The sequence below is a fragment of the Pseudomonas sp. RA_105y_Pfl2_P56 genome, assembly GCF_963970845.1.
Classification (GTDB): Bacteria; Pseudomonadota; Gammaproteobacteria; order Pseudomonadales; family Pseudomonadaceae; genus Aquipseudomonas; species Aquipseudomonas baetica_A.
This window is the reverse complement of sequence record NZ_CAXAPL010000059.1, coordinates 1-26,829: the sequence shown is the minus strand read 5'-3', so window position 1 is coordinate 26,829 and position 26,829 is coordinate 1. Positions and strand designations below refer to the sequence as shown.

The following is a 26,829-nucleotide window of genomic DNA, read 5'->3' as shown; positions in this document are numbered from 1 at the left end:
CCAGTGGTTTTACCCACTTCGATGGTGATGTTTTGACCGTTGGCCAGAGTTACCACGACTGGCGAACCCGTGACCGGGGCGCCCACGGTTGCGGTGTAAGTAACGGTGCCACCCTCGGCCACGGAAGCATCGGCCGTCAGTTTGACGGTCGACGTGTCGATGGTGTCGGTCACTTCAGTCACGGCCGGAACAGTGCTTGGCACCAGGTTCTCGAAGTTGCCGCCCGTGGCAGTCGAAATGGTTGCTTCGACTTTGCCGGCGTCTTTATAGACGTCATCGGCAGGCGCTGGAACAGTCACAGTGCCGGTGGTTTTGCCAGCTTCGATGGTGATCACTGCGCTGTTCGACAGGGTCACAGTCACTGGCGAACCCGCGGCGTTGGTCAGGGTCGCGGTGTAGACAATCGAACCGCCCTCGGCGACCGAGTCGGTGGCGCTCAGCGTCAGGTTAGTGGTGTCGACGGTGTCAGTCACGGTGGTGCTGACTGGTGTTTTGTCGGCTACGAGGTTTTCGTAGTTGCCGCCGGTTACACCAGTGATCGAGGTGGTCAGCGGTGCCTGACCAACCAATGCGTCGTTAGGCGCGGTGGTGGTCACGGTGCCAGTGGTTTTACCCACTTCGATGGTGATGTTTTGACCGTTGGCCAGAGTTACCACGACTGGCGAACCCGTGACCGGGGCGCCCACGGTTGCGGTGTAAGTAACGGTGCCACCCTCGGCCACGGAAGTATCAGCCGTCAGTTTGACGGTCGAAGTGTCGATGGTGTCGGTCACTTCAGTCACGGCCGGAACAGTGCTTGGCACCAGGTTCTCGAAGTTGCCGCCAGTCGCGGTGGAAATGGTTGCTTCGACTTTGCTGGCATCTTTGTAAACGTCATCGGCCGGCGCTGGAACAGTCACAGTGCCTGTGGTTTTGCCGGCTTCGATGGTAATCACTGCGCCGTTCGACAAGGTCACAGTCACTGGCGAGCCAGCAGCGTTGGTCAGGGTCGCGGTGTAAACGATCGAACCACCCTCGGCCACCGAGCCAGTGGCACTCAGCGACAGATTGGTGGTATCGATCGAGTCGGTAATGGTGGTGGTCGCTGGCGTGGTGTTCGGCACCAGGTTTTCAAAGTTGCCACCGGTAGCGCCGGTAATTGTGGTGCTGACGGTGCTGCCATTGTTGTAGACGTCGTTTGGCGCGGTCGGCACGTCTACGGTGCCGGTCGTTTTGCCGGCCTCAATGGTGATGGTCGACCCGTTCGACAGGGTGACGGTCACCGGGGTTTGCGCCGGGTTGGTCAGGGTCGCGGTGTAGGTGATCTGGCCACCCTCGACGACGGTGCCGGTCGCGGTGAGGCTCACGCTGGTGGTGTCGATCGAATCGGTGACGGTGGTAGTCGCTGGCGTGGTGTTCGGCACCAGGTTTTCAAAGTTGCCACCGGTAGCGCCGGTAATTGTGGTGCTGACGGTGCTGCCATTGTTGTAAACGTCGTTGGCTGCGGTCGGCACGTCTACGGTGCCGGTCGTTTTGCCGGCCTCAATGGTGATGGTCGAGCCGTTCGACAGGGTGACGGTCACCGGGGTTTGCGCCGGGTTGGTCAGGGTCGCGGTGTAGGTGATCTGGCCACCCTCGACGACGGTGCCGGTCGCGGTGAGGCTCACGCTGGTGGTGTCGATCGAATCGGTGACGGTGGTGGTCGCTGGCGTGGTGTTCGGCACCAGGTTTTCAAAGTTGCCACCGGTAGCGCCGGTAATTGTGGTGCTGACGGTGGTGCCATTGTTGTAGACGTCGTTTGGCGCGGTCGGCACGTTGACGGTGCCGGTCGTCTGGCCCGCGCCAATGGTGATGGTCGAGCCGTTCGACAGGGTGACGGTCACCGGGGTTTGCGCCGGGTTGGTCAGGGTCGCGGTGTAGGTGATCTGGCCACCCTCGACCACGGTACCGGTCGCGGTCAGGGTCAGGCCGGTGGTGTCGATCGAATCGGTGATGGTGGTCACCGCCGGTGTCGGGTTCGGCACCAGGTTTTCGAAGTTGCCGCCCGTGGCACCGGTGATGGTCGTGGTGACGGTGCTGCCGTTGTTGTACACGTCGTTGGCCGGGGTCGGCACGTTGACGGTGCCGGTCGTCTGGCCCGCGCCAATGGTGATGGTCGACCCGTTCGACAGGGTGACGGTCACCGGGGTTTGCGCCGGATTGGTCAGGGTCGCGGTGTAGGTGATCTGACCGCCCTCGGTGACGCTCGATCCCGCCGTCAGGGTGACGGTGGTGGTGTCGATGGTGTCGGTGACCTGGGTGGTGGCCGGGGTGGTCGGCGGGGTCACGGTGATGCCGTTACCGCCAGTGGTGCCGGTGACGGTCACGTCGATCTGGGTCGGGTCGTTATAAACGGTGTCGTTCGGCGCCAGCGGCACGTTGACGGTGCCAGTGGTCGAGCCGGCCGGGATCACGATCACTGCGCCGTTGGACAGGGTGATGGTCAGGTCCGTCAGCGGCGCCTGAGTCAGGGTCGCGGTGTACACCAGCACGCCGCCGGCTTCGGTGATGGTCGGCGTGGCGCTGAGGCTCAGGGTCGATTCACGCAGAGCGTTGTTGGTGGTGTCGGTGGTCTGGCCGCCGGTGATGTTCTGAGCCGCTTGCGCAGCCGAATCGATGCCCGCTGTCGGGAAACCAATGGTCGGGTCAACGCTGCCGGCCGTGGCATCAAGCAGCACGAAGCTGTGACCACCACCGGCGGCACCGCCCGTACCCGCGGCAGTGGCGCCGGCTGCGGTGGCTTCCAGCGCGGTGGTCGGGTCGACACCGGCGGCGATGGCTTGTTGCAGTTCTTCTACTGATGGCGCGGCCTGTGCGGTGGCTTCGGCCAGGTCAGTGCTGGAGTCGGGCGCGCTGGCGCTCCATTGAGTGTCGCGACCCAGATCGAGGGTGCGGCCATCAGCCAGTTCTAGCGACACGGCGCCGGAGAGGCCGGTGTCGATCTGGTCGCCGACAAACAGGCGGTCGCCTTCAACGAGTACGCGGCGTACGCCTTCCGGCGACACCACGAAAACCTGACCGACAATGCTTTTGACGATGGCAACAACACTGCTCATTGAAGACTCTCCGGGGTGTCACGTTCAGTTGACTTCCATAGACCTGATGGCGTCTGCGCCATTTCAGTCTGGACGTACTTTAAAAATTTGCGAAACAAGTTTGACGCATGATCTTGTCAATAATTTGGCTATATTCTTTCGCGATTAACTTTATGCCAAACTATTGACCTTCTGGGTGCCATCCTAAACAATCGCCCCACTAATGTCACATTGATATTTCCGCGGCGACCTGTCCTTCAGCGTGTGATCCAGTTCCTATTTTGAACTTTCCGACATACGGTCATTCCGGTTGCCAATCATCCGACGCAGCACCACGTTTTGCTGTGATTCAAGACAAGAAGTTCTGGGAAATCTTTATCATGCGTTTGCATCTGCTCAAGGCCCTACCGTTCGCCCTCGCCGCATCGTTCGTACAAGCACAATCGCTACCGCAAGCCATGCAACAGGCGCTGGATGTCCATCCGGAAATCCAGGCAGGGGTCAACAGTCGTTTGGCCGCGGATTATCAATTAAAGGCAGCCAAAGGTGGATACCTGCCGAAGGTCGATCTGCTCGGCGGTTATGGTCGTGAAGGCACCGACAGCGTGACCACGCGAGCCAACGGTGGTGGCAATCACTGGGAAACCCTGAACCGCAGCGAGTCAAGTTTACGTCTCTCGCAAATGGTCTTCGACGGTTTCGCGACGTCCAGCGAAGTCGGGCGTCAACAAGCCACCGTCAACTCGCGCGCCTACTCGTTGCTTGGCACGTCCGAGCGCACCGCGCTGACGGTGGCCCAGGTGTATCTGGACGTGCTGACCCGCCGCGAATTCGTGCGTCTGGCCGAGGAAAACCTCAAGAGCCATCAGCGCATCTATGACCAGATTCAACTGCGCACCCAGCGCGGTGTCGGCAGCGGTGCCGATCTTGATCAAGCCGAGGCGCGGATGGCTCAGGCCCGCAACAACCTGATCACCGAGCAAACCAACCTCGCCGACTCTGAAACCAACTTCCTCAGCGCTGTCGGCCAGATGCCCGATCAGTTGGAGCGTCCGGCGCCGTTCATGGCGATGATGCCGGCCAACCTCAATGAAGCCCGCACGCAGATGCTGGAAAACAGCCCGATCCTGCGCTCGGCCGAGTCCGATATTGCGGCTGCCGAGAAACAGTACGAAGCCGCCAAGTCGACCTTCTACCCACGCTTCGACGCCGAGTTGGGCCGCACCGCCGACAACGACCTCGACGGCCAGAACGGTCACAACAACGAATGGCAGGCCATGCTGCGCATGCGCTTCAACCTGTATTCGGGTGGCAGCAACAAGGCTGACCTGGAATCCAAGTCGTACCTGTCGAACCAGGCGCTGGACATCCGCAACAACGCCTTGCGTCAATTGAATGAAGAACTGGGCCTGGCCTGGAACGCCCTCAACAACGCCAATGCTCAGGTGCCGATCGCTCAGCAGTACGTCGATCACAGCATGGCGGTGCGTACCGCTTACCAGCGTCAGTTCAGCCTCGGCGAGCGCACGCTGCTTGACTTGCTCGACAGCGAAAACGAGTTGTTCACCGCTTCGCGGCGTCTGGCTGAAATCAAAAACATTCAGTTATTTACTCAATACCGAATCAAGGCGACCATGGGCGAGTTGCTCAGAAGCCAGGGAGTGGTCGCACCGTTGGCATCCGTTGTGCAAAACGACGTGAAGCCCAAGGTGCAGTTACCTGGGATGAATTGAGTTATCCCTTTTAAACAGTCAAAGAGTGTCGAGCGTGGAATCAGAAGTCAGTCGAGTTCATCTCAGTCATGATCCACGCGCGTTGCACGACGATCCGTTGCTGGATGGTCTGCTCGCCCTTTGCATGCTGCACCAGAAACCTGCCAGCGCGGCGATGCTGACCACCGGCCTGCCGCTGCCCAAACAACGTTTGAGTGTCGAGTTGCTGCCCCGCGCGGCGGCTCGCGCCGGCCTGCAGGGTCGAGTGCTGCAGCGCAAACTGGAAGAGATTCCGGCGATCGCCATGCCGGCGTTGTTGTTGCTCAAGGATGGCCGCAGTGCCGTCATGCTCGGCTGGCAAGGTGAAAATGAAGCGCGGGTGCTGCTCAGCGAAAGCGATGGTGGCGAGTCCGTGGTCAGTCGTGAACTGCTCGCCGACGATTACACCGGCAAAGTCTTCTTCGCCCAACCCCAACATAAATTCGACGTCAACCACGGCACGCTGATCCCGCGTGCACGCTCGTGGTTCCGTGACACCCTCAAGCGTTCGCGCTGGCTGTATGCCGACGCCATTGCCGCCAGTTTCCTGATCAATATCATCGCCATGGCCGCGCCGCTGTTCGTGATGAACGTCTACGACCGCGTGGTGCCGAACCAGGCTGAGGCCACCCTGTGGGTGCTCGCACTGGGTATCACCGGCGCCTACATGTTCGATCTGATTCTCAAGAGCCTGCGCAGCCTGTGTCTGGATCTGGCCGGCAAGAAAACCGACCTGATCATCTCTGCGACGCTGTTCGAGCGCATCGTCGGCATGGCCATGAAGCATCGGCCGGCGCGGGTCGGCAGCTTCGCGCAGAACATCCATGAGTTTCAGAGCCTGCGTGACTTCCTGGCCTCGCTGACCCTGACCAGCCTGATCGATCTGCCGTTCACCATCCTGATCTTCATTGTCATCGCCATTCTTGGCGGGCATCTGGTGTGGATTCCGGTGCTGGCGTTCCCGATTGCCCTGGCCATCGGCTACGCGTTGCAGAAGCCGCTGGTGGCCACCATGGAACGCACCATGGCCCTCGGCGCCGAGCGTCAGTCGAGCCTGATCGAAACCCTCGCCGGCCTAGACGCGGTCAAGGTCAACAACGCCGAAAGCGAACGCCAATACCAGTGGGAACAGACCATTGGCACCCTCAGCCGCCTCGAACTGCGGGTGAAAATGCTTTCCGGCCTGGCGATGAACATCACCCTGCTGATCCAGCAACTGGCCGGGGTGATCATGATCGTCTTCGGCGTGTACCAGATCATCGCCGGCAACCTCAGCATGGGCGGTCTGATTGCGTGCTACATGCTCAGCGGTCGCGCACTGAGCCCGCTGGCGTCGCTGTCCGGCCTGCTGACGCGCTACCAGCAAGCGCGAGTGACCATGACCTCGGTCGACCAGATGATGGAGCTGCCGCAGGAACGCAATTTCGAAGAGCGCCCGCTGAGCCGCAAGGTTCTGCAAGGTGCCATCGAATGCCGCCAGCTCAACTTCACCTACCCGGAACAACAGAACCCGGCGCTGAAGAACATCAACCTGGTGATCCGTCCCGGCGAGAAGATCGGCATCATCGGTCGCAGCGGCTCTGGCAAAAGCTCCCTCGCCAAGCTGCTGGTGGGCCTGTATCAACCGGACGACGGCGCGTTGCTGGTCGACGGTGTGGACATCCGTCAGATCGACGTCAGCGAGTTGCGCTACAACATCGGCTATGTGCCGCAAGACATTCAACTGCTGGCCGGCACCCTGCGTGACAACCTGGTGTCCGGCGCGCGTTATGTAGAGGACGAACTCGTCCTGCAGGCCGCCGAACTGGCCGGCGTCCACGAATTCGCCCGTTTGCACCCGCAAGGTTATGAGCTGCAAGTGGGCGAGCGCGGGCAGAACCTGTCCGGCGGCCAGCGCCAGAATGTCGCCCTGGCCCGGGCATTGTTGCTCAATCCGCCGATTCTGCTGATGGACGAACCGACCAGCGCCATGGACAACACCGGCGAAGAACGCCTCAAGCAACGCCTCGCGGCGGTGATCGAAAACAAGACCGTGGTGCTGGTGACGCACCGGGCGTCGCTGCTGTCGCTGGTGGATCGCCTGCTGGTGGTCGACCGCGGACAGATTCTCGCCGATGGCCCGAAAGCCGCCGTGATGGAAGCGTTGAAGAAGGGGCAGATCAGTGTTGCTTAAGTCGGGTATCAAGGAGTCGATCCGTCGCTACTTCAAGGGTTCTGCCTCGCTGCAGGGCCAGCCACTGCCAGAGGTCAACAAAGCGCTGATCGAAGACGCCCCGCGCGTCGTTCGTCTGACGATATGGGCGATCATTGGCTTTTTCGTGTTCCTCATGCTCTGGGCCAATTTCGCCGTGATCGACGAAGTGACCAAAGGCGAGGGCAAGGCTATTCCGTCTTCGAAGATCCAGAAAATCCAGAACCTTGAGGGCGGCATCGTTACTGAGCTCTACGTCAAGGAAGGCCAGATCGTCGAGGCCGGTGCGCCGCTGATTCGCCTGGACGACACGCGATTTGCCTCCAACGTTGGCGAAACCGAGGCCGACAGGCTGTCGATGGTGCTGCGGGTCGAGCGTCTGAGTGCCGAGGTCGATGACCGACCGCTGAACTTCCCCGAGGACGTGCTCAAAGCTGTTCCGGGCCAGGCCAAAAGCGAAGAATCGCTGTACATCAGCCGTCGCCAGCAGCTGCACGACGAGATCGGCGGTTTGCAGGAGCAGTTGATCCAGCGTCAGCAAGAGCTGCGCGAGTTCACCTCCAAGCAGGCGCAGTACCGCCAGCAACTCGGTTTGCAGCGTCAGGAAATCAACATGTCCGAGCCGCTGGTGGCGCAGGGCGCGGTTTCCCCGGTTGAAGTGCTGCGGCTCAAGCGTGCCGAAGTCGAAACCCGTGGTCAGCTCGATGCCACTACGCTGGCCATCCCGCGCGCCGAATCGGCGATCAAGGAAGTGCAGCGCAAGATCGACGAGACGCGTGGCAAGTTCCGCAGCGAAGCGCTCACTCAACTCAACGAAGCGCGCACTGACCTGAACAAGGCCAAGGCCACCGGCAAGGCGCTGGAAGACCGCGTCAGCCGGACACTGGTCACGTCGCCGGTGCGCGGCATCGTCAACAAGTTACTGGTCAACACCATCGGCGGCGTGATCCAGCCGGGCAGCGACATGGTGGAAATCGTACCGTTGGACGACACGTTGCTGGTCGAAGCCAAGATCCGCCCGCAAGACATCGCGTTCCTGCATCCAGGGCAGGAAGCGACGGTGAAATTCACCGCGTATGACTACACCATTTATGGTGGGCTCAAAGCCAAGCTTGAGCAGATTGGCGCAGACACCATTACCGACGAAGACAAGAAAACCACGTATTACGTGATCAAGTTGCGCACCGATCGCAGCCACTTGGGCACCGATGAGAAGCCGTTGCTGATCATCCCGGGGATGGTGGCCTCGGTGGATATCATCACCGGCAAGAAGTCGGTGTTGAGCTATCTGCTCAAACCGATCATTCGGGCGCGTGCTGAGGCGTTGCACGAGCGCTAGATCTTCAGTGGCCTCATCGCGGGCAAGCCCGCTCCCACATTGAAATGCATTCCAGTGTGGGAGCGGGCTTGCTCGCGAAGAGGCCACTTGCAGCGCCTGATATCCACAGTCGTAATTGCCGCTGGCCTTACCGCCTGCACCGTGGGCCCTGACTTCCAAAAGCCGGTAGCCACGCAGATCGCCGATTGGGCCAAACCCGCCAAATCAGCCCCCGGTCAAGCGGTCAGCGAATCCCTGAACGAACGCTGGTGGGAAGTCTTCCACGACCCGCAACTCTCGGCCCTGACCCAGCGCGCCGTGCACAATAACCTCGACCTGCAACTGGCCAGCAGCCGGCTGCATCAAAGTCGCGCCGCACGCCGGGTGATCGGCGCCGACCGCTACCCCAATACCGCCGCTACCGCTGGCTATGGGCGCGAACGCAACAGTGCCAAGGGGCTGAGCGACCCATCCGGACACAACGGCGATTCGGCCTTCAACCTGTGGGACGCCGGTTTCTCCGCGTCATGGGAACTGGATGTCTGGGGCCGCGTGCGCCGGGAAACCGAAGCCGCCGACGCCAATCTGGAAGTCGCCGAAGCCGCCGCACAAGTCGCGGCCATCGAATCGCGGCTGCCGGCACTGGAGCAGCGCCAATCGCAACTGATCAACGCGATCAGCCTGTTGCTGGAACTGACCGCCTATAACGCCAGCCAGCGCCGCGCAGGCCGCCTCGCCGAAGCCGTGCGCCAGAACCAGATCGCCCTGCGCACCGCACAACGGCAATACGTCGAAGGCGTGGTCGACTTCGTCAACGTCCTTACCGTGCAGAGCGCGTTGCTCGCGACTCAGGAGCAGTGGGTGGAGAGTTCGACCGCGGTGTCGCTGGCGATGGTCGGGTTGTACCGGGCGTTGGGTGGGGGATGGGAGTCGGTGTATCCGGTCGACAAGATGGCGCAACGCTGAGGATGTCGCAAAAAAGGATCAAATCGACGAATTCGATGTGATGTGCAGGCTGCCGAGTAGATCGTCAGCAGAAGGTGTCACAGGTTGAAGCGGACTTCGGGTGCTCAACCTGCGAAATTTTCGATGTTGATTTGCCCTTCGGGAAACGTTGCGATGATTTCAAGTTCGCCGCCCATCGCATGGATATAGTTGCGCAATGTTTCTAGATGCTCAGCGTACAGCCGATCGGTTGATCGGCGAGCGGGACATTGACTTCATGCCAGCGGTCCTGACCGGTTTTGTCTCCACCGATCAATAGTACTGCGCAACGTCTTGGATCAAACGCATCAAGAATGCGATACGGCCGTCCGGCATGTTGAACTCGCAGTTCTCGTAAATGGCCGTGCCGCGCTCCGTTGATCGCATTACTGTGCGGAAAGCGTAAACCCGGTCCGAATTGACCCAGCAGTTTGACGCTTGCAGCCACACAACTCTGCTCGTTTTCAGTCAGGTCTTCCCACCAGTCGCCGAACTGGTCGGTGTATTCGATATCTCACTTCATGGGAGGCGAATATGGGCGCTATGAAATATTCCATCAGGGTTATATTTTCGATGGGCTGACCTGAGCACTTGCGATCTGCTTAAACCAAAGACAAAGGCGCAATGCTGGCCTTTCGCTTGACGCTAACCCTCGCTGTCGTAGACTCCGCACATCCGTCAGGGAGTAGCGGTTATGCAGCGTTTTCGTGGTTGGGTTTTTGGATTGACCTTTGTAACGTGTGCCGTTCAGGCGCAAACGCCCGGGCTAGACGATCCGCTGCTCGATAGCCCAGCGGCCGGGGCGGGTACCGCGAGCAGTGAGGCGCGGGGTGTGCTTCGCGCTCGGGATCAGGCGATTCTGGCCAGTGAGCTGTCCGGGCGGATTGTCGAGTTGCCGTTCAGTGAGGGCGAGTCGTTCAAGAAGGGCGACGTGCTGGCCCGGTTCGATTGCTCGGCCTATCAGGCGCAACTCAATGCTGCGCAAGCGGCCAGCCGTGGCGCCGGTGAAGAATTGGCGCACAACAAACAATTGGCCGCGCTCAATTCCGTCGGGCGTTTCGAAGTGGCGCGGGCGCAGGCCAAGGTCAGCGAAACCCAGGCGCAATCTCAGGTTTATCAGGTGCAGGTCAAACGCTGCAGCGTGATTGCGCCATTTGACGGGCAAGTGGTGGAGCGCAAGGTCAAGCGCTATGAGAGCGTGTCGGCCGGCGCGCCGCTGCTGGATGTGGTCGATAACCGCACACTGGAAATCCATCTGTTGGTCCCGTCGCGCTGGATGGCCAAACTCAAGCCTGGCCAGACGTTTTCCTTTGTTCCCGATGAAACCGGTCAACCGCTCGAGGCCACGGTCAAACGCCTCGGCGCGCGAATCGATGAGGGCAGTCAGACCTTGTTGCTGGTCGCCTCTCTCCCCGAAGCCAAAGGCTTGCTGGCCGGCATGAGCGGTACGGCGCATTTTGCGGAGCTCAATTGAACGCCCCGGTCAGCGGCGGTGCCGAGCAGGTCTTTGCGCGGTTTCTCGACCTCGAACGCCAGACCCGCACGGCCCGCGACGCGTCCCAACTGGCCTACAGCCTGGTCAATGACGGCCAGTCGCTGTTCGGTTTTCGCCATGCCGCGTTGTTGATCGCAGGCAAGGTGCAAGCGGTGACCGGCGTCAGCGCGGTGGAGCCCAATGCGCCGTTCGTGGCGTTTGTCGAGCAAGCCGTGGCGCAGTTGTTCAAGCAGGATGTGCTGCAGCAGGCGCTGGTGATTGCGCCGCAGTCGCTCGGCGAATCGATCCAGGCCGATTGGCGCAGTTTGTCCGCCGCACAAGTGTTCTGGCTGCCGTTGATTGATCGGGATGGACAGGTGTTCGGCGGTTTGTGGCTGGCCCGCGATGTGCCGTGGAATCCTTCCGAACAAGTTTTGCTCTCGCAACTGGGCGACACCTACAGCCACGCCTGGCTGGCGCTGCAGCCACGCAAACCCTGGCGGTTGCGCTGGACGCGTAAACGTCAGGTGGCACTGGTCGCGGCACTGTTGCTCGGGTTGTTGATTCCGGTGCGTCAATCGGTGCTGGCACCGGCCGAAGTGGTGCCGCTGGGCGGCCGTGTGGTGGCGGCGCCGCTGGACGGGGTGATCGCCGAGTTTCTGGTCAAACCCAATCAAACGGTGAAAACCGGCGAACTGTTGCTGCGCTTCGAAAACACCACCCTCACGGCTCAGGCCGATGTGGCCGAACGGGCATTGGATGTGGCCGAGGCCGAACTCAAATCCAATTCCCAACGCTCGTTCACCGATGCCGAGTCCAACTCGCGGATCGACTTGCTGGCCGCGCGCGTCGAGCAAAAACGCGCCGAACGCGACTACGCCCGCGAGTTGCTCAACCGCAGCGAAGTGCGTGCCGAACGCGATGGTATCGCGGTGTTTGCCGATGCCGAACGCTTGACCGGCAAACCCGTGCAGACCGGTGAACGGCTGATGGAAATTGCCGACCCGAACCAGGCCGAACTGCGTATCGAACTGGCGGTGGGCGACGCGATATCGTTAGCGCCCGGTGCCGAGATCGCGTTGTTTCTCGACAGCGATCCCTTGAAGCGCCACCACGCGACGCTGGAGCGCTCGGCCTACGAGGCACAACCGACCGCTGGCGGGCAACTGGCGTATCGGCTCGACGCCAATTTCGTCGACGCACCGCCGCGCATCGGCCTGCGCGGTACGGCGAAAATATTCGGTGACCGTGCGCCGCTGGCGCTGTACCTGTTGCGTCGTCCATTGGCCGGTCTGCGCCAGAGCGTGGGCCTGTAAATGAACCTGCCGAGCCTGCGTGCCGACCTGCAACTGTCGCCCGCAGCGCCAGCATTGGACGGCTCGCCACGCTGGACCCTGGCCGACCCGGTGCGCGGGCGTTATTTCAAACTGGGCGCGGCCGCGATGCGCCTGTTGCGCCACTGGTCGCTGGGCGATGCCGAGCAGGTCCTGCGTGCGGCCAATCGTGAGCCGGGCCTGCCGCTGGACGGCACCGAGCTTGAGCAATTGCTGGAGTTTCTCCGTGGGCACGATCTGATCAGTGCCCTCGACGATCAACAGCGCGCCAGCTACCGGCTCAAGGCCCTGGCGCAGAAACAGAGCCTGTGGCAAATCCTTCTGCATCAGTACCTGTTTTTCCGTATACCGCTGTGGCGTCCTGACGCCTTTCTCAATCGCGCCTGGCCGTGGCTGGAACGCTTCGGCCCACGTGTGTTGCGCTACGGTTTGCCGGCGACGTTGGCGCTTGGGGTGTTTCTGGTCTCGCGGGACTGGCAGCGGTTTATCGGCACCTTTCCGCACCTGTTCAGCCTCGGCGGCGCATTGGCGTTCGGCGTGGCGCTGTTTTTTGCCAAGCTGTGTCACGAGTTCGGCCACGCGTTCATGGCCAAGCGCGCCGGGTGTCGGGTGCAGAGCATGGGCGTGGCGTTCATGGTGCTGCTGCCGATGTTCTACACCGATGTCAGCGATGCCTGGCGCGTCAATGATCGTCGCGCACGGTTGTTGATTGGCGCCGGTGGCGTGATGGCTGAGTTGCTGTTGGCGTGCATCGCGCTGCTGGCGTGGTCGTTCTTGCCTGATGGCCCGGGACGCACGGCGGCGTTCATGCTCGCCAGCGCCACCTGGATCACCACGCTGGTGGTCAATCTCAATCCCTTCATGCGTTTTGACGGCTACTTTCTGATCAGCGATTTGTGGCAGGTCGACAACCTTCAGGGCCGGGCGTTTGCCTTGTGTCGCTGGCGCTTGCGCGAGTTTTTGTTCGGTTATGGCGCACCCGCGCCGGAGCCTTGGTCGCCGAAAATGCAACGGCGTTTGCTGATCTGGGGGTATGGCTCGTGGTTATGGCGTGCGGCGTTGTTTTTCGGGATCGCGTTGGCGGTCTATCACCTGTTCTTCAAGGTGTTGGGGATCTTCCTGATGCTGGTGGAACTGGTGTGGTTCATCTTTCTGCCGATCATGCGTGAGTGGCGCCAGTGGTGGAGCCGCCGCGAGCAGGCGCATGGCCCGCGCGTGTTGCTTTTCAGTCCGGCATTGCTGGGGTTGTTGCTGGTGCTGGTGGTGCCTTGGCGCAGCGCTGTGGAACTGCCGACGATGTTGCAGGCCGGACGTGCAAGCGCTCTGTATGCACCCACCGCGGCGCGGGTCAAAGCGGTGAAAGTGCAGGACGGTCAGAAGGTGGCCCAAGGGGATGTGTTGATCGAGCTGGAATCCCCGGATCTCGATTCGAAGCGCGCCATCGTGCGGCGGGAAATCCAGATCCAGCAGTTGCTGATGCGCCGGCAGGCCGGCCGCAGTGAAACAGCGGCGGACGCCGGTGTCGTTGAACAAAAACTGGCCGAAGCAGTGGCCGAATACCGCGGGCTCACCGCCCGACGTGAACGCCTGTTGCTGCGTGCCCCGCACGCCGGATATGTGCGTGATTTGCTGCCGAACCTGAGCGTCGGGCGCTGGATTTCGAGCAAGGATGCACTGGCCCGGGTCGTCGAGGACGGCACACGCCTGCGCGGTTATCTGGCCGAAGCGCAGTTGTGGCGGGTCAAACCCGGCGCCAGCGGCCGGTTCATCGCCGACGACCCGATGCACCCGGCGCTCGCGGTGCAACTGGATGAAATCGACACCAACGGCGTGGCCTACGTCGATCAGGAAGCGCTGACGTCCGATCACCACGGGCCGATTGCTGTACGCCGCGATCAACAGCAACGGGCTGAACCGGTGCAGGCGCAATATGGCGCGCGCTTGAGTGTGCTCGATAGCGCGCCGACGCCGCCGCAACCGTTGCGCGGCGTGGTCGTGTTGCAGGGGCGCGGCGAGTCGTTGCTGGGTGTGGCATGGCGACGGATGGCGGCGCTGGGGGTCAGGGAAAGCGGTTTTTAACGGAGAGCGGCGATGATGGATAACGCAGCAGTGGCAGCAGAGGGATTGGTGGTGCGGCCTTCGCGGGCAACCGACGGGCCATTTCTGCAAAGCCTGTATCAAACGGCGCGGCCGGATCTGCAGTGGATCGACGGCGAGCCGGAACAGGTGCAGCAACTGGCCGCCCAGCAGTTTCAGGTGCAGGAGCAGGGCATGGGGGATCACTACCCCAACGCCATGCACTACGTGGTGGAAAAACTCGGCACGGCCATCGGTGCCTTGAGCACCGATTTCGGCGCCAACGAAATTCGCGTGTTGTATCTGGCGTTCATCCCGCCGGCGCGTGGCCAGGGTTTTGGCCGCGCCGTGCTGCAAGGCGTGCAGAAAGCCGCGCAGCAGATTCGCTGCCCGGTGGCGACGGTGGTCTGGCGCAGCAATCCCCAGGCACGCCGGCACTATCTGGCACTGGGATTTGCCGTGGAAGAAAGCAATCCGGCCGCCGAAAGACTTGTCTGGTATCCCCAATAAACCCCGTGCAGGAGCCGGGTCTTGAACGGCAATGTTCAAGCGACATTCCCGGACGCGGACCCAGGCTACACAACCTTGCGTGAGGCTCAGTGATTTCGCCGGTTTGCTGGACGCGCCCTAGCGCCACACCTTGTTGGGCATCCAGCAGGTCGTGATGCTCGGCGAACTGACCGTCAACCAAGCCCTCGACAACCTCGACCCTGCGGCCTGAAATCCAAATCCCCCGGTGGGAGCGGGCTTGCTCGCGACTGCGGTGTGTCAGTCAGGCGAATGTTGGCCGACAGATTGTGATCGCGAGCAGGGAATCAGTAGGTACAACTTGCTGGTTTCAGGCAAATACTCCGAATGCTTTCCTTCTTTTAAAGAAGGGTCGATGCTCTGATTTCTCTTGGATGAAATCAAAACGCTGATGGTGGCGAGCTCAACAACTTTTGCGTGAAACCTCTTCTCTAAAATCGGGTGATCCATGGATATGGAGAGCCACCGTTTAAAGTGTTCTTCCAGGGGGGGGGCGAGTCTTTTGTTAGCCACGTAGACAATCATGGCGGCATCTATCACGCCGATTAAAATTACTGCCCCCCATGCCCAGGTAAATAAAGTGCGTGTCATCTCCATGATTCGCAATACTCGTGAATTTCTTGCCCCAAATACTCTCCGCCCTCAGTCAGCACTGTTCCAGTTAATACGGATACTGTCGCTCCAACCACCAGCACACATACGAGTTTTCCGAGCCCCTTCAACTTTGTACATGGCTGAGCATGGGCGGCCCAAACTGGAGCCTCCCTTTTTGCACTGAAAACAGATTTCGCTCGGCGGTTAGTGTGGGGACGCTTGATGCAGTGCACTGCACTCAAGCGACAAGTGGCATGCAACGTCACGGGCTTATGTACATCTCTCCACCTCTCTGATTTCCTTGGCCTTGGAAATAGAGAATTCGCTTGGGAGTGTTACTGCGTTTTTGGCGGCTAGCACTTCGGCCATCACACTGACGGCGATCTCCGGCGGCGTCTTGCTTCCGATGTATATGCCGATCGGTCCATGCAAACGTTTCAGCGATCCCTCGGTCTCACCAAAATGCTCGATCAAACGACTCCGTCGGTTCTGGCTGTTGCGTCGCGAGCCGATGGCGCCGATGTAGAAGGCTGGACCTTGCAGGGCCTCCAGCAATGCCAGGTCGTCAAGCTTTGGATCATGACTAAGGGCGATGATGCAGGTGCGTAAGTCGGGCGCAAAGGCTCTGACCACGTCGTCTGGCATGTCCTGGATTCGAGTGATGTCCTGAACATTCCACATTTCTATGTATTGGGGCCGGGGATCGCAGATGGTTACCTGAAAGCCATTGAACTGGGCCATCACGGCAACGTACTCAGCTAACGCCCCCGCGCCGATCAGCAGCATCCGATAGCCTGGACCAAGTGTGTTGCTCATGTGTAGGCCATCAAAGGTGAATTGATCGGGCGTCGCTGTGCTGTGCAGATCTACTTTTCCAGTTCGCAGATCAAGTTGGCGCCGCACCAGTTGCCTCGCGTCGAGAAGTGCTAACAGTTGCTCAATGGCCTCGACGGCTGGCATGAATTCCAGAACCAATTCGAGCGTGCCTCCGCAAGGCAAGCCGAAACGGTGCGCCTCGTCTGCGCTCACGCCATAGCGAACCACATCGGGCAACCGCTCCGGTAAGCCTGCTGCGCCGTAAGCTGTGGTGTATCGGTGGATAAGGTCGTCTTCGATGCAGCCGCCGGAGACGCTGCCCACAACACGCCCATCGTTGCGCAGCGCCATCATCGAGCCAACCGGCCGTGGTGATGAGCCCCAGGTTCGTGCCACGCTTACCAGCAGCACGCGGTCGCCCGCAGCAAGCCAATCGCGGGCGGTACGCAGTACTAGCAGGTCAATGCTTTCCATCAAGCCTCCGCAGGGTCAGCGCATGTGCAAGATAATTGGCGTGGCGCTGGCCGGGTCGGTATGCGCGCGCAGTCGGGAGACCGCCTGCGCATCAACCTCGCCCCCCCGATTGCCCCAGGTCGTGCGGACAAAAGACAACACCTGCGCGATCTCTACGTCCGAGAGTTGTCCGCGAAAGGCAGGCATCCGGTACGCATCTGGAACCCCGGCCGTGACCACACGCATTGATCCGTTGAGGCTGATATTGATGGCTGAGTCAGGTGCCAACGTCAGTGCTGAAGTGGCCCCGGCCAGAGGCGGCATCCATGGCGCCTGTCCCTTCCCATCCTGCCCATGACAGGAGGCACAGCGCGTCTCGTAAAGGTGTCCCCCGGCGCTGACGAATTCCGAAGCAGCTGCCGCCTCGTATTGCCATGGCGCGCCATCGCGCTGTGGATCACCCGGCAAGGACTTGAGGTAGTGAGCGATAGCCGCTAGGTCGTCGTCGTTCAAGAATTGCGTGGAATTATTGAACGCCTCGGTCATCGAACCAAAAACCACCGCATGCTCATTGCGCCCGGTTTTCAGGAACTGCGCGATATCCGCTTCGCTCCAGCGCCCCAGCCCCGTGTTGGGGTCGTTGCGCAAGCTGGGGGCGTACCAGCCATCCAGCAGTGCGCCGGCCAGGAACTGGTCACCGGCATCACTCAACGCTTTTTCATTGAAAGCCGGGCCGCGTGGCGTATGGCAACTGCCGCAGTGGCCTGCGCCCTGGACCAAGTACGCGCCGCGATTCCACTGAGCGTCTCTGGCGGATTGTTCAACGAAGGTTGCAGCCTCAGTGAACAAGCTATTCCACAGCGAGATGGGCCAGCGCATGTTCAGCGGCCAGGGAATTTCGCTCGGTTTGTTGGGTTTTGCTGCCGGGCTGACGCCGTGCATGAAGAAGGCGTACAAGGCCCGCACATCCTCGTCTGTCAGCTTGGCGTACGAGGGGTAAGGCATCGCGGGGTAAAGCCGGCGCCCTTCAGGGGCAACACCTTGGCGAACGGCACGGTCGAAGTCAGCCAGGCTGTAGTGACCGATACCTGCCGCGCGGTCGGGGGTAATGTTGGTCGCGTAAATGGTCCCCAGTGGCGTAGCCATCGCCAGGCCTCCGGCGAATGGGGGACCCTCCGGCAAGCTGTGGCAAGCCACGCAGTCGCTAGACCGGGCCACATACTCGCCGCGCTGCACCAGTGCCGCGTCGCCTGTGGCAACACTGCCTGCGGCGTCGAGCGCCGACGCCGGCATCCGGGTGCCATACCAAACCAGCAGGACCAACGCGACGAGACCGACCAATGCCAGTGTGCCGGCAACTTTTTTGTAATGCCGTCTGCTCATGGACACGTCTCCCGTCAGGCTGGTTGGCTAAAGGTGTAGCTGGAGAACGGCATGCTGCGAAGGCGCTGGCCGGTAAGCCTGGCCACGGCATTGGCCACTGCCGGCGCCACAGCTGGCAGCGGTGGCTCACCGATGCCGCCCATTTTGGCGCCGCTCTCGATTACTTTAACGTGCACCCTTGCCATGCGGGCGGGCGGCAAGATCGGGTAGAGATCATAGTTACGTGCGCGCGGTTTGCCGTCGACGTACACCGCTTCTTCTACCAACGCCTGGGACAGGCCAAGGGCCACTGCGCCATTGACCTGCGCTTCGACAATGGCGGGGTTGACGATGCTACCGGGATCTATCGCCTGCCAAATGTCGTGAACCTTGATCTGGCCATTTTCAATCGACACCTCGGCGACCACCGCTGTTTCCGTACCAAAGGGCGAGGCCATGGCCACACCCCGCGCGCGTCGTGAACCATCTTCAGCGGTGAACGGCCCACGTTTCCAGCCACCGGACATTTCAGCGACGGACTGCAGCAGATGGGTCAACCGCGCGTTGCCTTGCAACAAGTGCAGACGAAGCTCAAAGGGGTCATGGCCACCCTTGTCGGCCAGTTCGTCCAGAAACGCCTCGTAAAAGAAGTCATTGAGCGAATTGCCCACCGAGCGCCAGTAGCCAAGCATGACAGGGCCCTTGACGTAGATTTGGGCAATGCGCCGATTGGGAATCGCGTACGCCTTGTCGGTCAAGCCTTCAACGGCCGACGGGTCGAGCTTTGCACCTTGCTTGCCGGCAAGACCCTCGGTCGGCCCCTCGGTGGCGCTCACCGCCTCGAGTGCGATGGGGAAGCCCTTTTCATCCAGCGCTGCGCGAAACTTAACGACGGCCATAGGGCGCAGCACGTCGCGCAGAAACTCTTCCTCTCGGCTCCAAATCAGCTTGATCGGGCGCCCGACTGCCTTCGCCAATTCGATGGCCTGCGGGTATGGGTTGGCGGTTTCGTACAGGAAGTGCCGCCCGAAAAAGCCGCCGAGCAACGGCGTATGTAGCGTGATATTAGAAGGGTCCAAGCCGGTACGTTTCGCAATGTCCGCCAAGAAAAAGTCCTGAGCCTGATTGGGCAACCAGATTTCCAGCGAACCATCGGAATGAAAGCGGGCCAATGCTGAAGGGGGTTCGAGTTGCGCGTGATTGACGTATTGGTTGTGGTAGCTGGCTTCAACGTGCGTAGGCGCCTTTGCTAGCGTGCCGGAGAAGTCGCCTTCCACCTCGGCATCACGCCCCGGCCCGGGCTCATTGGCCAGACGCTCACGGAACGCCACCGTGGAGAAGTCGGCGGGCATCACCCGCAAAGGCGAATCGGCAGCGGGCTCCTGCCATTGCACCTGTATGGCTTCGACGGCACGTTTGGCGTGCCACCAGCGCTCGGCGACGACTGCCACGGCGCCGGACAAGCTATGCACCGAATGCACCCCCTTCATCGCCTTAACCTGCGCTTCGTTGCGCAACTCGCCCACCGTCATGCCCAGGCGTGGCGCATGTTGCACGGCGGCGTGGAGCATGCCGTCCACCTGCATGTCGATGGTGTACAGCGCTTTGCCGGTGGACTTGTCGTAGCTGTCCAGACGGCGTACAGGCTTACCGATCCAGCGAAACTGGCTGGGGTCGCGCAGCGTGACGCTCTCGACAGCGGGCACTGCCAGGTCTAACGCAAGGCTGGCCAGCTCGCCGTAGCTCAGCAAACGTCCAGAAGCCACATGCAAAACGTGGCCAGGCTCGGTGGTCAGTTCAGTCACCGGCACATTCAGACGTGCGCTTGCGGCCTGCAGCAACATCGCGCGGGCAAGGGCTCCCAGCCGGCGCATGGTCGGGTAACTCATGCGCACCGACATGCTACCGCCGGTAATGCGCAATCCATTTTCCATCACCACATACGCTTCGCCGGGCGGCGCGCTTTCGACTACAAAGGTCGATGGATCGGCATCCAGTTCCTCGCCGACTATTTGTGCCATGGCGGTATAGGTGCCCTGACCGCCCTCAATAAAGGGGCATAGCAGTCGGATAGTGTTATCCGGGCGGATCTCAAGAAAAGCGCTAACTTGGGTGCCTGCCGCTTGGCGCTCGGCCGCCATCGCCTGCATACGTGCAGAACCCAGCGGCACGCCAAAACCGAGCACCAACGCGCCAACAGCCGTGCCAGCAGAGGCCACGAGAAAGCGACGTCGCGATAGATTGATCGGCTCACCAAGGCCGGTATCACCATGCTTATTCATCAGATCGTCTCCCCGGCTGGCGCCGCAACGATTGCAACGTCGGTTGCCAGCTCGTGGACGGCAGAATTGATGGCGTTGTAGGTGCCGCAGCGACACAGATTGACCATCGCCGCCGCGATCTGCACATCACTGGGCTTGGGGTTGCGCTTGAGCAGGGCTGTCGCGGCCATGACCTGGCCAGACTGGCAATAGCCGCACTGGGCGACCTGATGCTCAACCCACGCAGCGACCACACGCTTTCCGATATCGTCGGTTTCTATCGCCTCGATCGTGGTGATCTCTCGGCCCACCACCCCGGCTACCGGAGTAACGCACGAGCGTACAACGTTGCCGTCCACCAGTACCGAGCACGCGCCACATTGCGCTAGACCGCAGCCGTACTTGGTACCGGTCAGCCCTAGGTCATCGCGGATAACCCATAGCAGCGGCGTATCCGCCTCGGCATCGACCTGGTAGGTTTTTTGGTTTATTCGCAGTTCCATGGCTCACCTGCTTTCACGAGGGTTAGTCTTTTGGATGAAGGTATTCGGAGGGTGTTCTCAGTGCCTCAGGAACTTAGCATTCGCCCGCAAATTCAGAATCCGCGGATTCCGATAGCCGTTATTAGCTGAGCTCATCAATATCTTGTCGCCATCGGTGGCGTCGTCAGCCCCTGATTTTTTCCAAGGTCACAACAATGCGCTCAGCCGCCTCTTGGTCACCGTGGCGTTTGAGGTCGCTAGCCACTTGGTTCAACTGCTGCGCCGTGAGGCCAACATTCATGCTGATCTTCAGGTGCGACGCCAACTGCGACGCTAACCCTGGCATCGCGGCAAGTGCCCCAACAGTGGCCAGTTCGCGAGTAGCCCAATCGAGGTTGTCTCGAGCGAAGATATCGCCGAACAGGTGAACCTTCAGAAACTGGTCAATCGCAGGGGCGAACTCAAACAACGGTCCTGAGACCGGTGCACCCACCAGACGGGTTTGATTGTCGGTGCCCAGGTCGAGCAAAGCGTGCCCCGACGGCACGGGGCCTGGTTCGCGTCCCGGCTCGTCTTGAACTCCGCCTGCTTCGCGCTCTTGCAAAACGCTCATCAGCTGCGACAGTGAATTGAGGCTGCGCGGGAACCCGGCGTACGCATAGAGCTGAACCAGGATTTCCTTGCTCTCACTAATCGTCAGACCGGCATCGAGACCGCGATTGAGCGCATCACGCAAACGGGGCATATCGCCGGTGGCCATGGTGGCGCCGATAGGGGCGACAGCCAGTTGTTTTGCAGTCAGGGTTTGCTCAGTCACCGTCTGCGTCTCCGAAATGTGTGTGGTACTGGCACTCGATACGTGAGCACCTAAAACACTGGCCAGCACTACCAGGCCGGCTAACGGCCCTAAGCGGGCATAGTGATATTTACTTGGTTGGGTACTGTTCATCACTGACCTTCTCCATCCAACGGACGTTGTTGCCGTTCTTCATGCCAGTGATAGCTATGTGCGTCATGGCAGTCGATGGCGCGGCGCCATGCCAGTGCTTTACCCCCGGCGGGCAAAACACCACATCACCGGGACGTAGTTCCTGCACTGCCTTTCCCCATTCCTGAGTACGTCCGACCCCCGCTGTCACGACAAGATATTGTCCTGCAGGATGCGTGTGCCAGGCCGAACGAGCGCCAGGTTCAAAGGTGACGTAGAGCGTTGAGGTGTTGAGTTCGGCCGTTGCAGTCGTCAATGGATCGATCCGCACATGACCAGTGAAATAATCGGCAGGCCCTGTCATCGAAGCCTGCTCACCCGCACGTGTGATTTTCTGGCTGGCAGGGCTCAGCTCGGCCGCGAAGGTTGGTTCGATGCAGTTGGCGGTGAGCAGCGCCAATGCGGCCAAGGTTGAATTAGTGTGCTTGGACGGCATAAGAAGCTCCTGGATCAACGTGCGAGAGGGGGGGCGCACCACGTGACATAGCTGGCCGGGCGGAAGATGACTGAAACTAATCCGCTGAAAACGTCACCCGAACATCATGCCGACCCAGAGCCTGCGAGAGGCCCGCTGGGTTGTCGATGCGACCGAGACGGGTATAGCTGTAAGACGAACTGAAGGATTTATAAAAGACCACTAACGTGTCAGGGCCGTACAGGAGGAAATCACCGTTGTGGATTGTTCCAGGCCGATAAGTTTGAGTGGGTAACGGGCGCTGCAAGGTGACGTGCTTTTCGTTGTCGTTCAGATCGCTCATGTCCAGGGTGAGCGGCAAACGGGCGGCAAGCTCCCGAGTGCTCCGGTTGTCCTCAAGGGTAATGGCGAAGCGCTGTTGGCCTATGGTCATCCACATCGTGTAGTTCTCCATCCCTGTTGATGGGCCGGCGATATCTGTCGCGGCTGCGAGGGGCAATGCCGATAGGGCAAATGGCATCAAGGCCGCGAACCAGAGGCCCTTCCATCCAGGGACATAATCGAAAAACATGGCCTTGCTCCTTGGAATAGAGGATTCACCGGGTGTGCGGCACCGGCGAACGAGAGGTTAGAAAGGTCAACAAGGCGGCAAGCATCAGCATCGTGGCGCTGGCGATAAAGGTGCTCTGGTAGCCGAGAGCGTCAAAAAGTACACCGCCGACTGTGGAGCCCACGGCAATAGCCAATTGGACAATCGCCACCATCAGGCCGCCGCCCGCCTCGGCGTGATCAGGCAAGGCGTGCGCAATCCAGCTCCACCAGCCCACGGGCGCTGCTGTCGCAATAAAGCCCCATAGGCCGAGCAATACCGCTACCGCGATAAGCCAAGTGCCCGCAGGAATCAGCGCGACAGCAATAACCGCCATCAGCAGCGAGATGGTACTTAAGGTGCCGTACAGGCTGCGCTTGAGCACTGATCCGATCAGCGCTGTTCCGCAAAAGCCAGCGACGCCTATCACCAATAGCAGCAGAGAAAGAATCGGCACGTTGACCTGGGTGACTGTTTCCAGAAACGGGCGCAGGTAGGTGAACAGCGTAAATTGGCCCATAAAAAACAAGCCGGCGGCCGCCATGCCCAGCGCCACCTTGCGATTTTTCAGCAGTTTGAAAACATTGCCTGCACCCGGCGAACGCTTCTGCGCTGCCATGCTTGGCAGGCTTATCCACTGCCAAACCAACGCAATTAGCGCCACCGGAACCAGGCACAAAAACGCACCACGCCAACCCACAACCGAGCCCAAATAACTGCCCAGTGGCGCTGCCACTACCGTAGCCAAGGCGTTGCCGCTGTTGAAAACAGCCAGCGCCTTGGGCACCTGTGCAGCCGGCACCAGACGCATCGCAGTGGCTGCCGACATCGACCAAAATCCGCCAATCACGACGCCGATCAGGGCTCGCCCAACCATGTAGATCAGGTAGTTCGGGGCAAGCGCCACAATGGCGCCCGATACAGCCATCAAACCGGTCAGAGCCAGCAGTAGGGTTTTTCTGTTCAGCGTGCCGGCGATCCAACTGATCGACAGGCTGGCCAACACCGCAAACGCGCCAGAGATGGCAAGGCCCTGCCCGGCCAAGCCCTGGCTGACCTGCAGGTCGTTTGCCAATGGTGTCAGCAGGCTAACGGGCATGAACTCCGAAGCGATCAGCGCGAATACGCACAGCGTCATTGCATAGACACCTCCCCAATGACCGGTACGCGTAAATGTCTCGCTCAAGACGGTGGCGTTCAGATGGACTTCAGCGGTCATTTCAGGTGGTCCTGAAAGAAATGGGTCAGCTTGGTGAAAGGAATCAAGTCGACGCGGTCGTACAGATCGACATGGCCTGCGTTGGGCACAATGACCAGCTCTTTAGGTTCGCCTGCCAGGCGAAAAGCCTCTTCGCTGAACTCGCGGGAGTGGGCGTTTTCACCTGCAATAAACAACATCGGGCGAGGCGAAATGCTCTCGATATCGACGAATGGGTAGAAATTCATGAATTTGGTATTGCTACTCAGCGTCGGCCGAGTGGTCTGTTGCGGCGTGGAACTGGCCGGGGTGAATTCGCCACGCGGGGTGCGGTAGAAGTCAAAAAACTCGCGCTGGATGGGGTGGGTGTCAGCATTCAGCGCTTGCACCGTGCCGCCGGTGTATTCGATCTTGCCGCCCGTAAATTCCACATAACGCTGCTCGGCCGCCGCCGCGATAACTTGCTTACGCACCTCAAGGGGTTGCGAATGCTTAAGCCCGTTTCGATTGGCGGCGCCCATGTCATACATGCTGACAGTGGCGATGGCTTTCATGCGCGGATCTATCTTGGCTGCACTGATTACAAAGCTGCCGCTGCCACAAATGCCCAGCACGCCTATGCGCTGGCGGTCGATAAAGGGCCGCGTGCCAAGGTAATCCACGGCGGCACTGAAGTCCTCGGCGTACATGTCTGGCAGTACCGCGTTACGGGGTTGGCCTTCGCTTTCGCCCCAAAACGACAAATCCAGGGCCAGGGTAACGAAGCCCTGTTCCGCCAATTTTTGCGCATATAGATTTGAGCTTTGCTCCTTCACCGCGCCCATAGGGTGGCCAACGATAATGGCCGGGCTGCGGGTGGCGCTGTCCAGCCCTTTGGGGATGAAAAGATTGCCCACGACATTGAGCTGGTACTGATTTTTGAAGCTGACCTTTTGTACGGTCACCTTGTCACTTTTAAAGAAATTATCTGCACCGTTGGACATATCGGCTCCTAATGCGGTGAATGAACTGAGTAGAAACCCGAGCATTACGAGAAGTCTTTTCATGGGGCATACTTATTAGGGAAGGCTAAAGGCGATGCAGGCAGTTAGCGCAAGGCTCAACCTTCTCCATGCCGATCGGGTGGGATGCCGGTTAGTGTTACGCAGTAAAGAGACTTTGATTAGCTAATGAATGCTTAATGCGGATATAACCATGCCTAATCAATCAATCGAGCATGCTCGCTATGGCCAAATCCAATTTCAACGATCTGCTGGCTTTCGTAACCGTGGCGCGGGAGGGCAGCTTTACCCGCGCGGCGGTACAGCTTGGGGTGACGCAATCGGCAGTGAGTCAGGTGGTTTCGGCACTGGAAGCGCGGCTGAAAATTCGCTTGCTTACCCGCACCACGCGCAGCGTATCGTTAACGGCGGCGGGCGAGCGATTGCTGGAAGCGGTGGGCCATCGCTTCGATGAAATCGAGGCCGAAGTGGAAGCTTTGACCGAGCTGCGCGATAAGCCGGCCGGGACGGTACGCATTACCTGCGGCGACAACGTCATCAAGACAACCCTGCTTCCCAAGTTGGCGCCGTTGCTGCAGATGTACCCGGATATCAAGCTGGAATTCGATATCAACTATGGCTTTTGCGATATCGTCGCCGACCGCTTCGATGCCGGCGTGCGCTTCAGCGACACGGTGGCCCAAGACATGATTGCCGTGCCCATTGGCCCGCCGTTACGAATGGCCGTAGTGGCCGCGCCAAGCTATTTCGCGAAAAATCCCTCCCCGAAACACCCTCGCGATCTAGTAGCACACCGCTGTATCGATATCCGTTTTCCCACCTATGACGGCGTGGATGCATGGGAATTCGAACGCCGGGGCAAGAAGCTTAAGGTACGTGTAGACGGCCAGTTGGTATTCAACTCCACCACCCATATCGCCGATGCTGCGGTGAGTGGGCTGGGTATAGCCTATCTGCCCGAGGATGAGTTTGCCCCGCATCTAACCGAAGGGCGACTAGTTCGGGTACTGGAGGACTGGTGTGAACCCTTCGACGGCTTTCACCTGTACTACCCCAGCCGCCGACAACCCTCCCAGGCGTTTTCGCTGGTCGTTGATGCTTTGCGGGTCGATCGTTTGCCGCCGACTTGTGACCCGAGCGAGACGGACGGCTAACCGCTCTCACTGGTGCGATTAATCGCGGAAACGCTCTAGTACAAAGACACATGTAATCAAAGCGACCTGATTGCCCAACGCGATCTTGTGACGAGCAACACCCTAGGGATAGTCGAGACTAGAGGCAAGCTGAGTGTCTGGTATGGGTCGATTGCTACCGATTGCAATCTCAGCTTCCGACCAATCGCGCATGCCTAATCCAGATTTTCAGGTACTCCTGATGCCACTGCCAGGATCGCGCCATATGCGCCTTCCTCTGGGACATAGGAAACAAATCGTTCACTGTTATCTTTTTGCACCCAAAGGCGCCCACAGTTCTGGCACTCGTAGGCAGTCGACATTCGTTGAATGTAAAGGCTGGATATCCGGTCTTGCAGCTTGTCAGCAGCGCCGAATATGGGTGAAAACTCGCCAAATGCATCGTCGATTGAAGTCTTGTCTCCGGACTCCGCCGCCTCGACCAGAGGTTTGAGTTCTCGGTGCACCTCATCCCAAAATTTATTTTCCACCTCGTCGCGAAGCAAGCTCGCCTTGTAGGGCAAGCTGTCGGTCTGATCGGTAATCACATGGCCACACTTGCAACCCAGTTTGCTCATTTGCGGTTCATCAACCTGATGTTCGATCGCTCATTAAATGGCGGACAACTCTTTGTTACAACTCCTAATTGATCGTCCGCTTCTGGCCCAGAGTGTGTAAAAACGCCTTCGCGAACTCTTGCTATGATTTCTGAGGATTTCATCGCAGGGATCGCCCATGAAGCGCTTTATCCAAGGTGAACATCGAGGCCAAGGTACCTTACTTCCCGAG

Annotated in this window: 21 protein-coding genes and 3 pseudogenes; 10 read left to right on the top strand and 14 right to left on the bottom strand. The window is 60.0% G+C overall.

The window, feature by feature from the left end:
* Window positions 1-3,074, bottom strand: a 3,074-nt coding sequence (locus AACY11_RS26485) for a retention module-containing protein (protein ID WP_339496077.1), incomplete at its 3' end; no start/stop codon positions are given.
* Window positions 3,075-3,433: 359 nt separating this feature from the next.
* Here AACY11_RS26485 and AACY11_RS26480 point away from each other — a divergent pair.
* Genes AACY11_RS26480 through AACY11_RS26465 form a run of 4 tightly spaced genes read left to right on the top strand, consistent with a single transcriptional unit; the run spans window position 3,434 to window position 9,279 of the window.
* The gene (locus tag AACY11_RS26480; protein ID WP_339431661.1) at window positions 3,434-4,786 is read left to right on the top strand and encodes a TolC family outer membrane protein; all 1,353 of its coding nucleotides are present in this window, start codon (window positions 3,434-3,436) and stop codon (window positions 4,784-4,786) included.
* 34 nt (window positions 4,787-4,820) lie between these two features.
* On the top strand, window positions 4,821-6,977 hold the full coding sequence (locus AACY11_RS26475; RefSeq protein ID WP_339431660.1) for a type I secretion system permease/ATPase: 2,157 nt from the start codon (window positions 4,821-4,823) through the stop codon (window positions 6,975-6,977).
* Window positions 6,967-8,334, top strand: coding sequence for an HlyD family type I secretion periplasmic adaptor subunit (locus tag AACY11_RS26470; RefSeq protein ID WP_339431659.1), 1,368 nt, complete (start codon window positions 6,967-6,969; stop codon window positions 8,332-8,334). The genes AACY11_RS26475 and AACY11_RS26470 overlap by 11 nt, the downstream gene beginning before the upstream one ends.
* A gap of 48 nt (window positions 8,335-8,382) precedes the next feature.
* Window positions 8,383-9,279, top strand: a complete 897-nt coding sequence (locus AACY11_RS26465; protein ID WP_445261989.1) for a TolC family protein — start codon at window positions 8,383-8,385, stop codon at window positions 9,277-9,279.
* Between the two features lie 104 nt (window positions 9,280-9,383).
* Here AACY11_RS26465 and AACY11_RS26460 read toward each other — a convergent pair.
* Window positions 9,384-9,488 (bottom strand): annotated as a pseudogene (locus AACY11_RS26460) (transcriptional regulator); the annotation flags it as partial.
* A pseudogene (locus AACY11_RS26455) lies at window positions 9,474-9,808 on the bottom strand (type II toxin-antitoxin system RelE/ParE family toxin); the annotation flags it as partial. The pseudogenes AACY11_RS26455 and AACY11_RS26460, both read right to left, overlap by 15 nt.
* Window positions 9,809-9,991: 183 nt before the next feature.
* On the opposite strand from AACY11_RS26455, the gene AACY11_RS26450 reads away from it, so the two are divergent.
* The 5 genes and pseudogenes from AACY11_RS26450 to AACY11_RS28520 form a co-directional block, all read left to right on the top strand.
* Window positions 9,992-10,771: an efflux RND transporter periplasmic adaptor subunit gene (locus AACY11_RS26450; RefSeq protein ID WP_339431657.1), complete on the top strand. Its 780-nt coding sequence runs from the start codon at window positions 9,992-9,994 to the stop codon at window positions 10,769-10,771.
* The gene (locus tag AACY11_RS26445; RefSeq protein ID WP_339463921.1) at window positions 10,768-12,087 is read left to right on the top strand and encodes an efflux RND transporter periplasmic adaptor subunit; all 1,320 of its coding nucleotides are present in this window, start codon (window positions 10,768-10,770) and stop codon (window positions 12,085-12,087) included. Before AACY11_RS26450 ends, AACY11_RS26445 begins: the two co-directional genes overlap by 4 nt.
* The gene (locus AACY11_RS26440) at window positions 12,088-14,184 is read left to right on the top strand and encodes a biotin/lipoyl-binding protein (protein WP_339496074.1); all 2,097 of its coding nucleotides are present in this window, start codon (window positions 12,088-12,090) and stop codon (window positions 14,182-14,184) included.
* 12 nt (window positions 14,185-14,196) lie between these two features.
* Entirely contained in the window at window positions 14,197-14,691 is a 495-nt protein-coding gene (locus AACY11_RS26435; RefSeq protein WP_339496072.1) for a GNAT family N-acetyltransferase, read from the top strand.
* Between the two features lie 79 nt (window positions 14,692-14,770).
* A pseudogene (locus AACY11_RS28520) lies at window positions 14,771-14,902 on the top strand (DUF6124 family protein); the annotation flags it as partial.
* A 47-nt stretch (window positions 14,903-14,949) separates the two neighbouring features.
* On the opposite strand, the gene AACY11_RS26430 reads toward AACY11_RS28520, so the two are convergent.
* The 10 genes from AACY11_RS26430 to AACY11_RS26385 form a co-directional block, all read right to left on the bottom strand.
* Window positions 14,950-15,306 (bottom strand): hypothetical protein, encoded by a 357-nt coding sequence (locus tag AACY11_RS26430; protein WP_339496071.1) that lies wholly within the window; start codon window positions 15,304-15,306, stop codon window positions 14,950-14,952.
* 267 nt (window positions 15,307-15,573) lie between these two features.
* Window positions 15,574-16,593 carry an XdhC family protein gene (locus tag AACY11_RS26425; protein WP_339496070.1) on the bottom strand — a complete coding sequence of 340 codons (1,020 nt, stop codon included), beginning with the start codon at window positions 16,591-16,593 and terminating at the stop codon, window positions 15,574-15,576.
* A 15-nt stretch (window positions 16,594-16,608) separates the two neighbouring features.
* Window positions 16,609-17,955: a c-type cytochrome gene (locus AACY11_RS26420; RefSeq protein ID WP_339431651.1), complete on the bottom strand. Its 1,347-nt coding sequence runs from the start codon at window positions 17,953-17,955 to the stop codon at window positions 16,609-16,611.
* Window positions 17,956-17,969: 14 nt separating this feature from the next.
* Window positions 17,970-20,216: a xanthine dehydrogenase family protein molybdopterin-binding subunit gene (locus AACY11_RS26415; RefSeq protein ID WP_339496069.1), complete on the bottom strand. Its 2,247-nt coding sequence runs from the start codon at window positions 20,214-20,216 to the stop codon at window positions 17,970-17,972.
* Window positions 20,216-20,698: a (2Fe-2S)-binding protein gene (locus AACY11_RS26410; RefSeq protein WP_339463926.1), complete on the bottom strand. Its 483-nt coding sequence runs from the start codon at window positions 20,696-20,698 to the stop codon at window positions 20,216-20,218. The genes AACY11_RS26415 and AACY11_RS26410 overlap by 1 nt, the downstream gene beginning before the upstream one ends.
* A 163-nt stretch (window positions 20,699-20,861) precedes the next feature.
* Window positions 20,862-21,626 (bottom strand): carboxymuconolactone decarboxylase family protein, encoded by a 765-nt coding sequence (locus tag AACY11_RS26405; protein ID WP_339431668.1) that lies wholly within the window; start codon window positions 21,624-21,626, stop codon window positions 20,862-20,864.
* Window positions 21,604-22,101 (bottom strand): (R)-mandelonitrile lyase, encoded by a 498-nt coding sequence (locus tag AACY11_RS26400; RefSeq protein WP_339463928.1) that lies wholly within the window; start codon window positions 22,099-22,101, stop codon window positions 21,604-21,606. The genes AACY11_RS26405 and AACY11_RS26400 overlap by 23 nt, the downstream gene beginning before the upstream one ends.
* Window positions 22,102-22,177: 76 nt before the next feature.
* Window positions 22,178-22,651, bottom strand: coding sequence for a cyclophilin-like fold protein (locus tag AACY11_RS26395; protein WP_339431647.1), 474 nt, complete (start codon window positions 22,649-22,651; stop codon window positions 22,178-22,180).
* A 25-nt stretch (window positions 22,652-22,676) separates the two neighbouring features.
* On the bottom strand, window positions 22,677-23,888 hold the full coding sequence (locus tag AACY11_RS26390; protein ID WP_339431646.1) for an MFS transporter: 1,212 nt from the start codon (window positions 23,886-23,888) through the stop codon (window positions 22,677-22,679).
* Window positions 23,885-24,913 carry an alpha/beta hydrolase gene (locus tag AACY11_RS26385; RefSeq protein ID WP_339496068.1) on the bottom strand — a complete coding sequence of 343 codons (1,029 nt, stop codon included), beginning with the start codon at window positions 24,911-24,913 and terminating at the stop codon, window positions 23,885-23,887. Before AACY11_RS26385 ends, AACY11_RS26390 begins: the two co-directional genes overlap by 4 nt.
* A 179-nt stretch (window positions 24,914-25,092) precedes the next feature.
* On the opposite strand from AACY11_RS26385, the gene AACY11_RS26380 reads away from it, so the two are divergent.
* Entirely contained in the window at window positions 25,093-26,022 is a 930-nt protein-coding gene (locus AACY11_RS26380) for a LysR family transcriptional regulator (protein ID WP_339431644.1), read from the top strand.
* A gap of 194 nt (window positions 26,023-26,216) precedes the next feature.
* Here the strand turns inward: AACY11_RS26380 and AACY11_RS26375 are convergent, their stop codons facing one another.
* Window positions 26,217-26,618 carry a hypothetical protein gene (locus AACY11_RS26375; RefSeq protein WP_339431643.1) on the bottom strand — a complete coding sequence of 134 codons (402 nt, stop codon included), beginning with the start codon at window positions 26,616-26,618 and terminating at the stop codon, window positions 26,217-26,219.
* Between the last annotated feature and the right edge of the window lie 211 nt (window positions 26,619-26,829).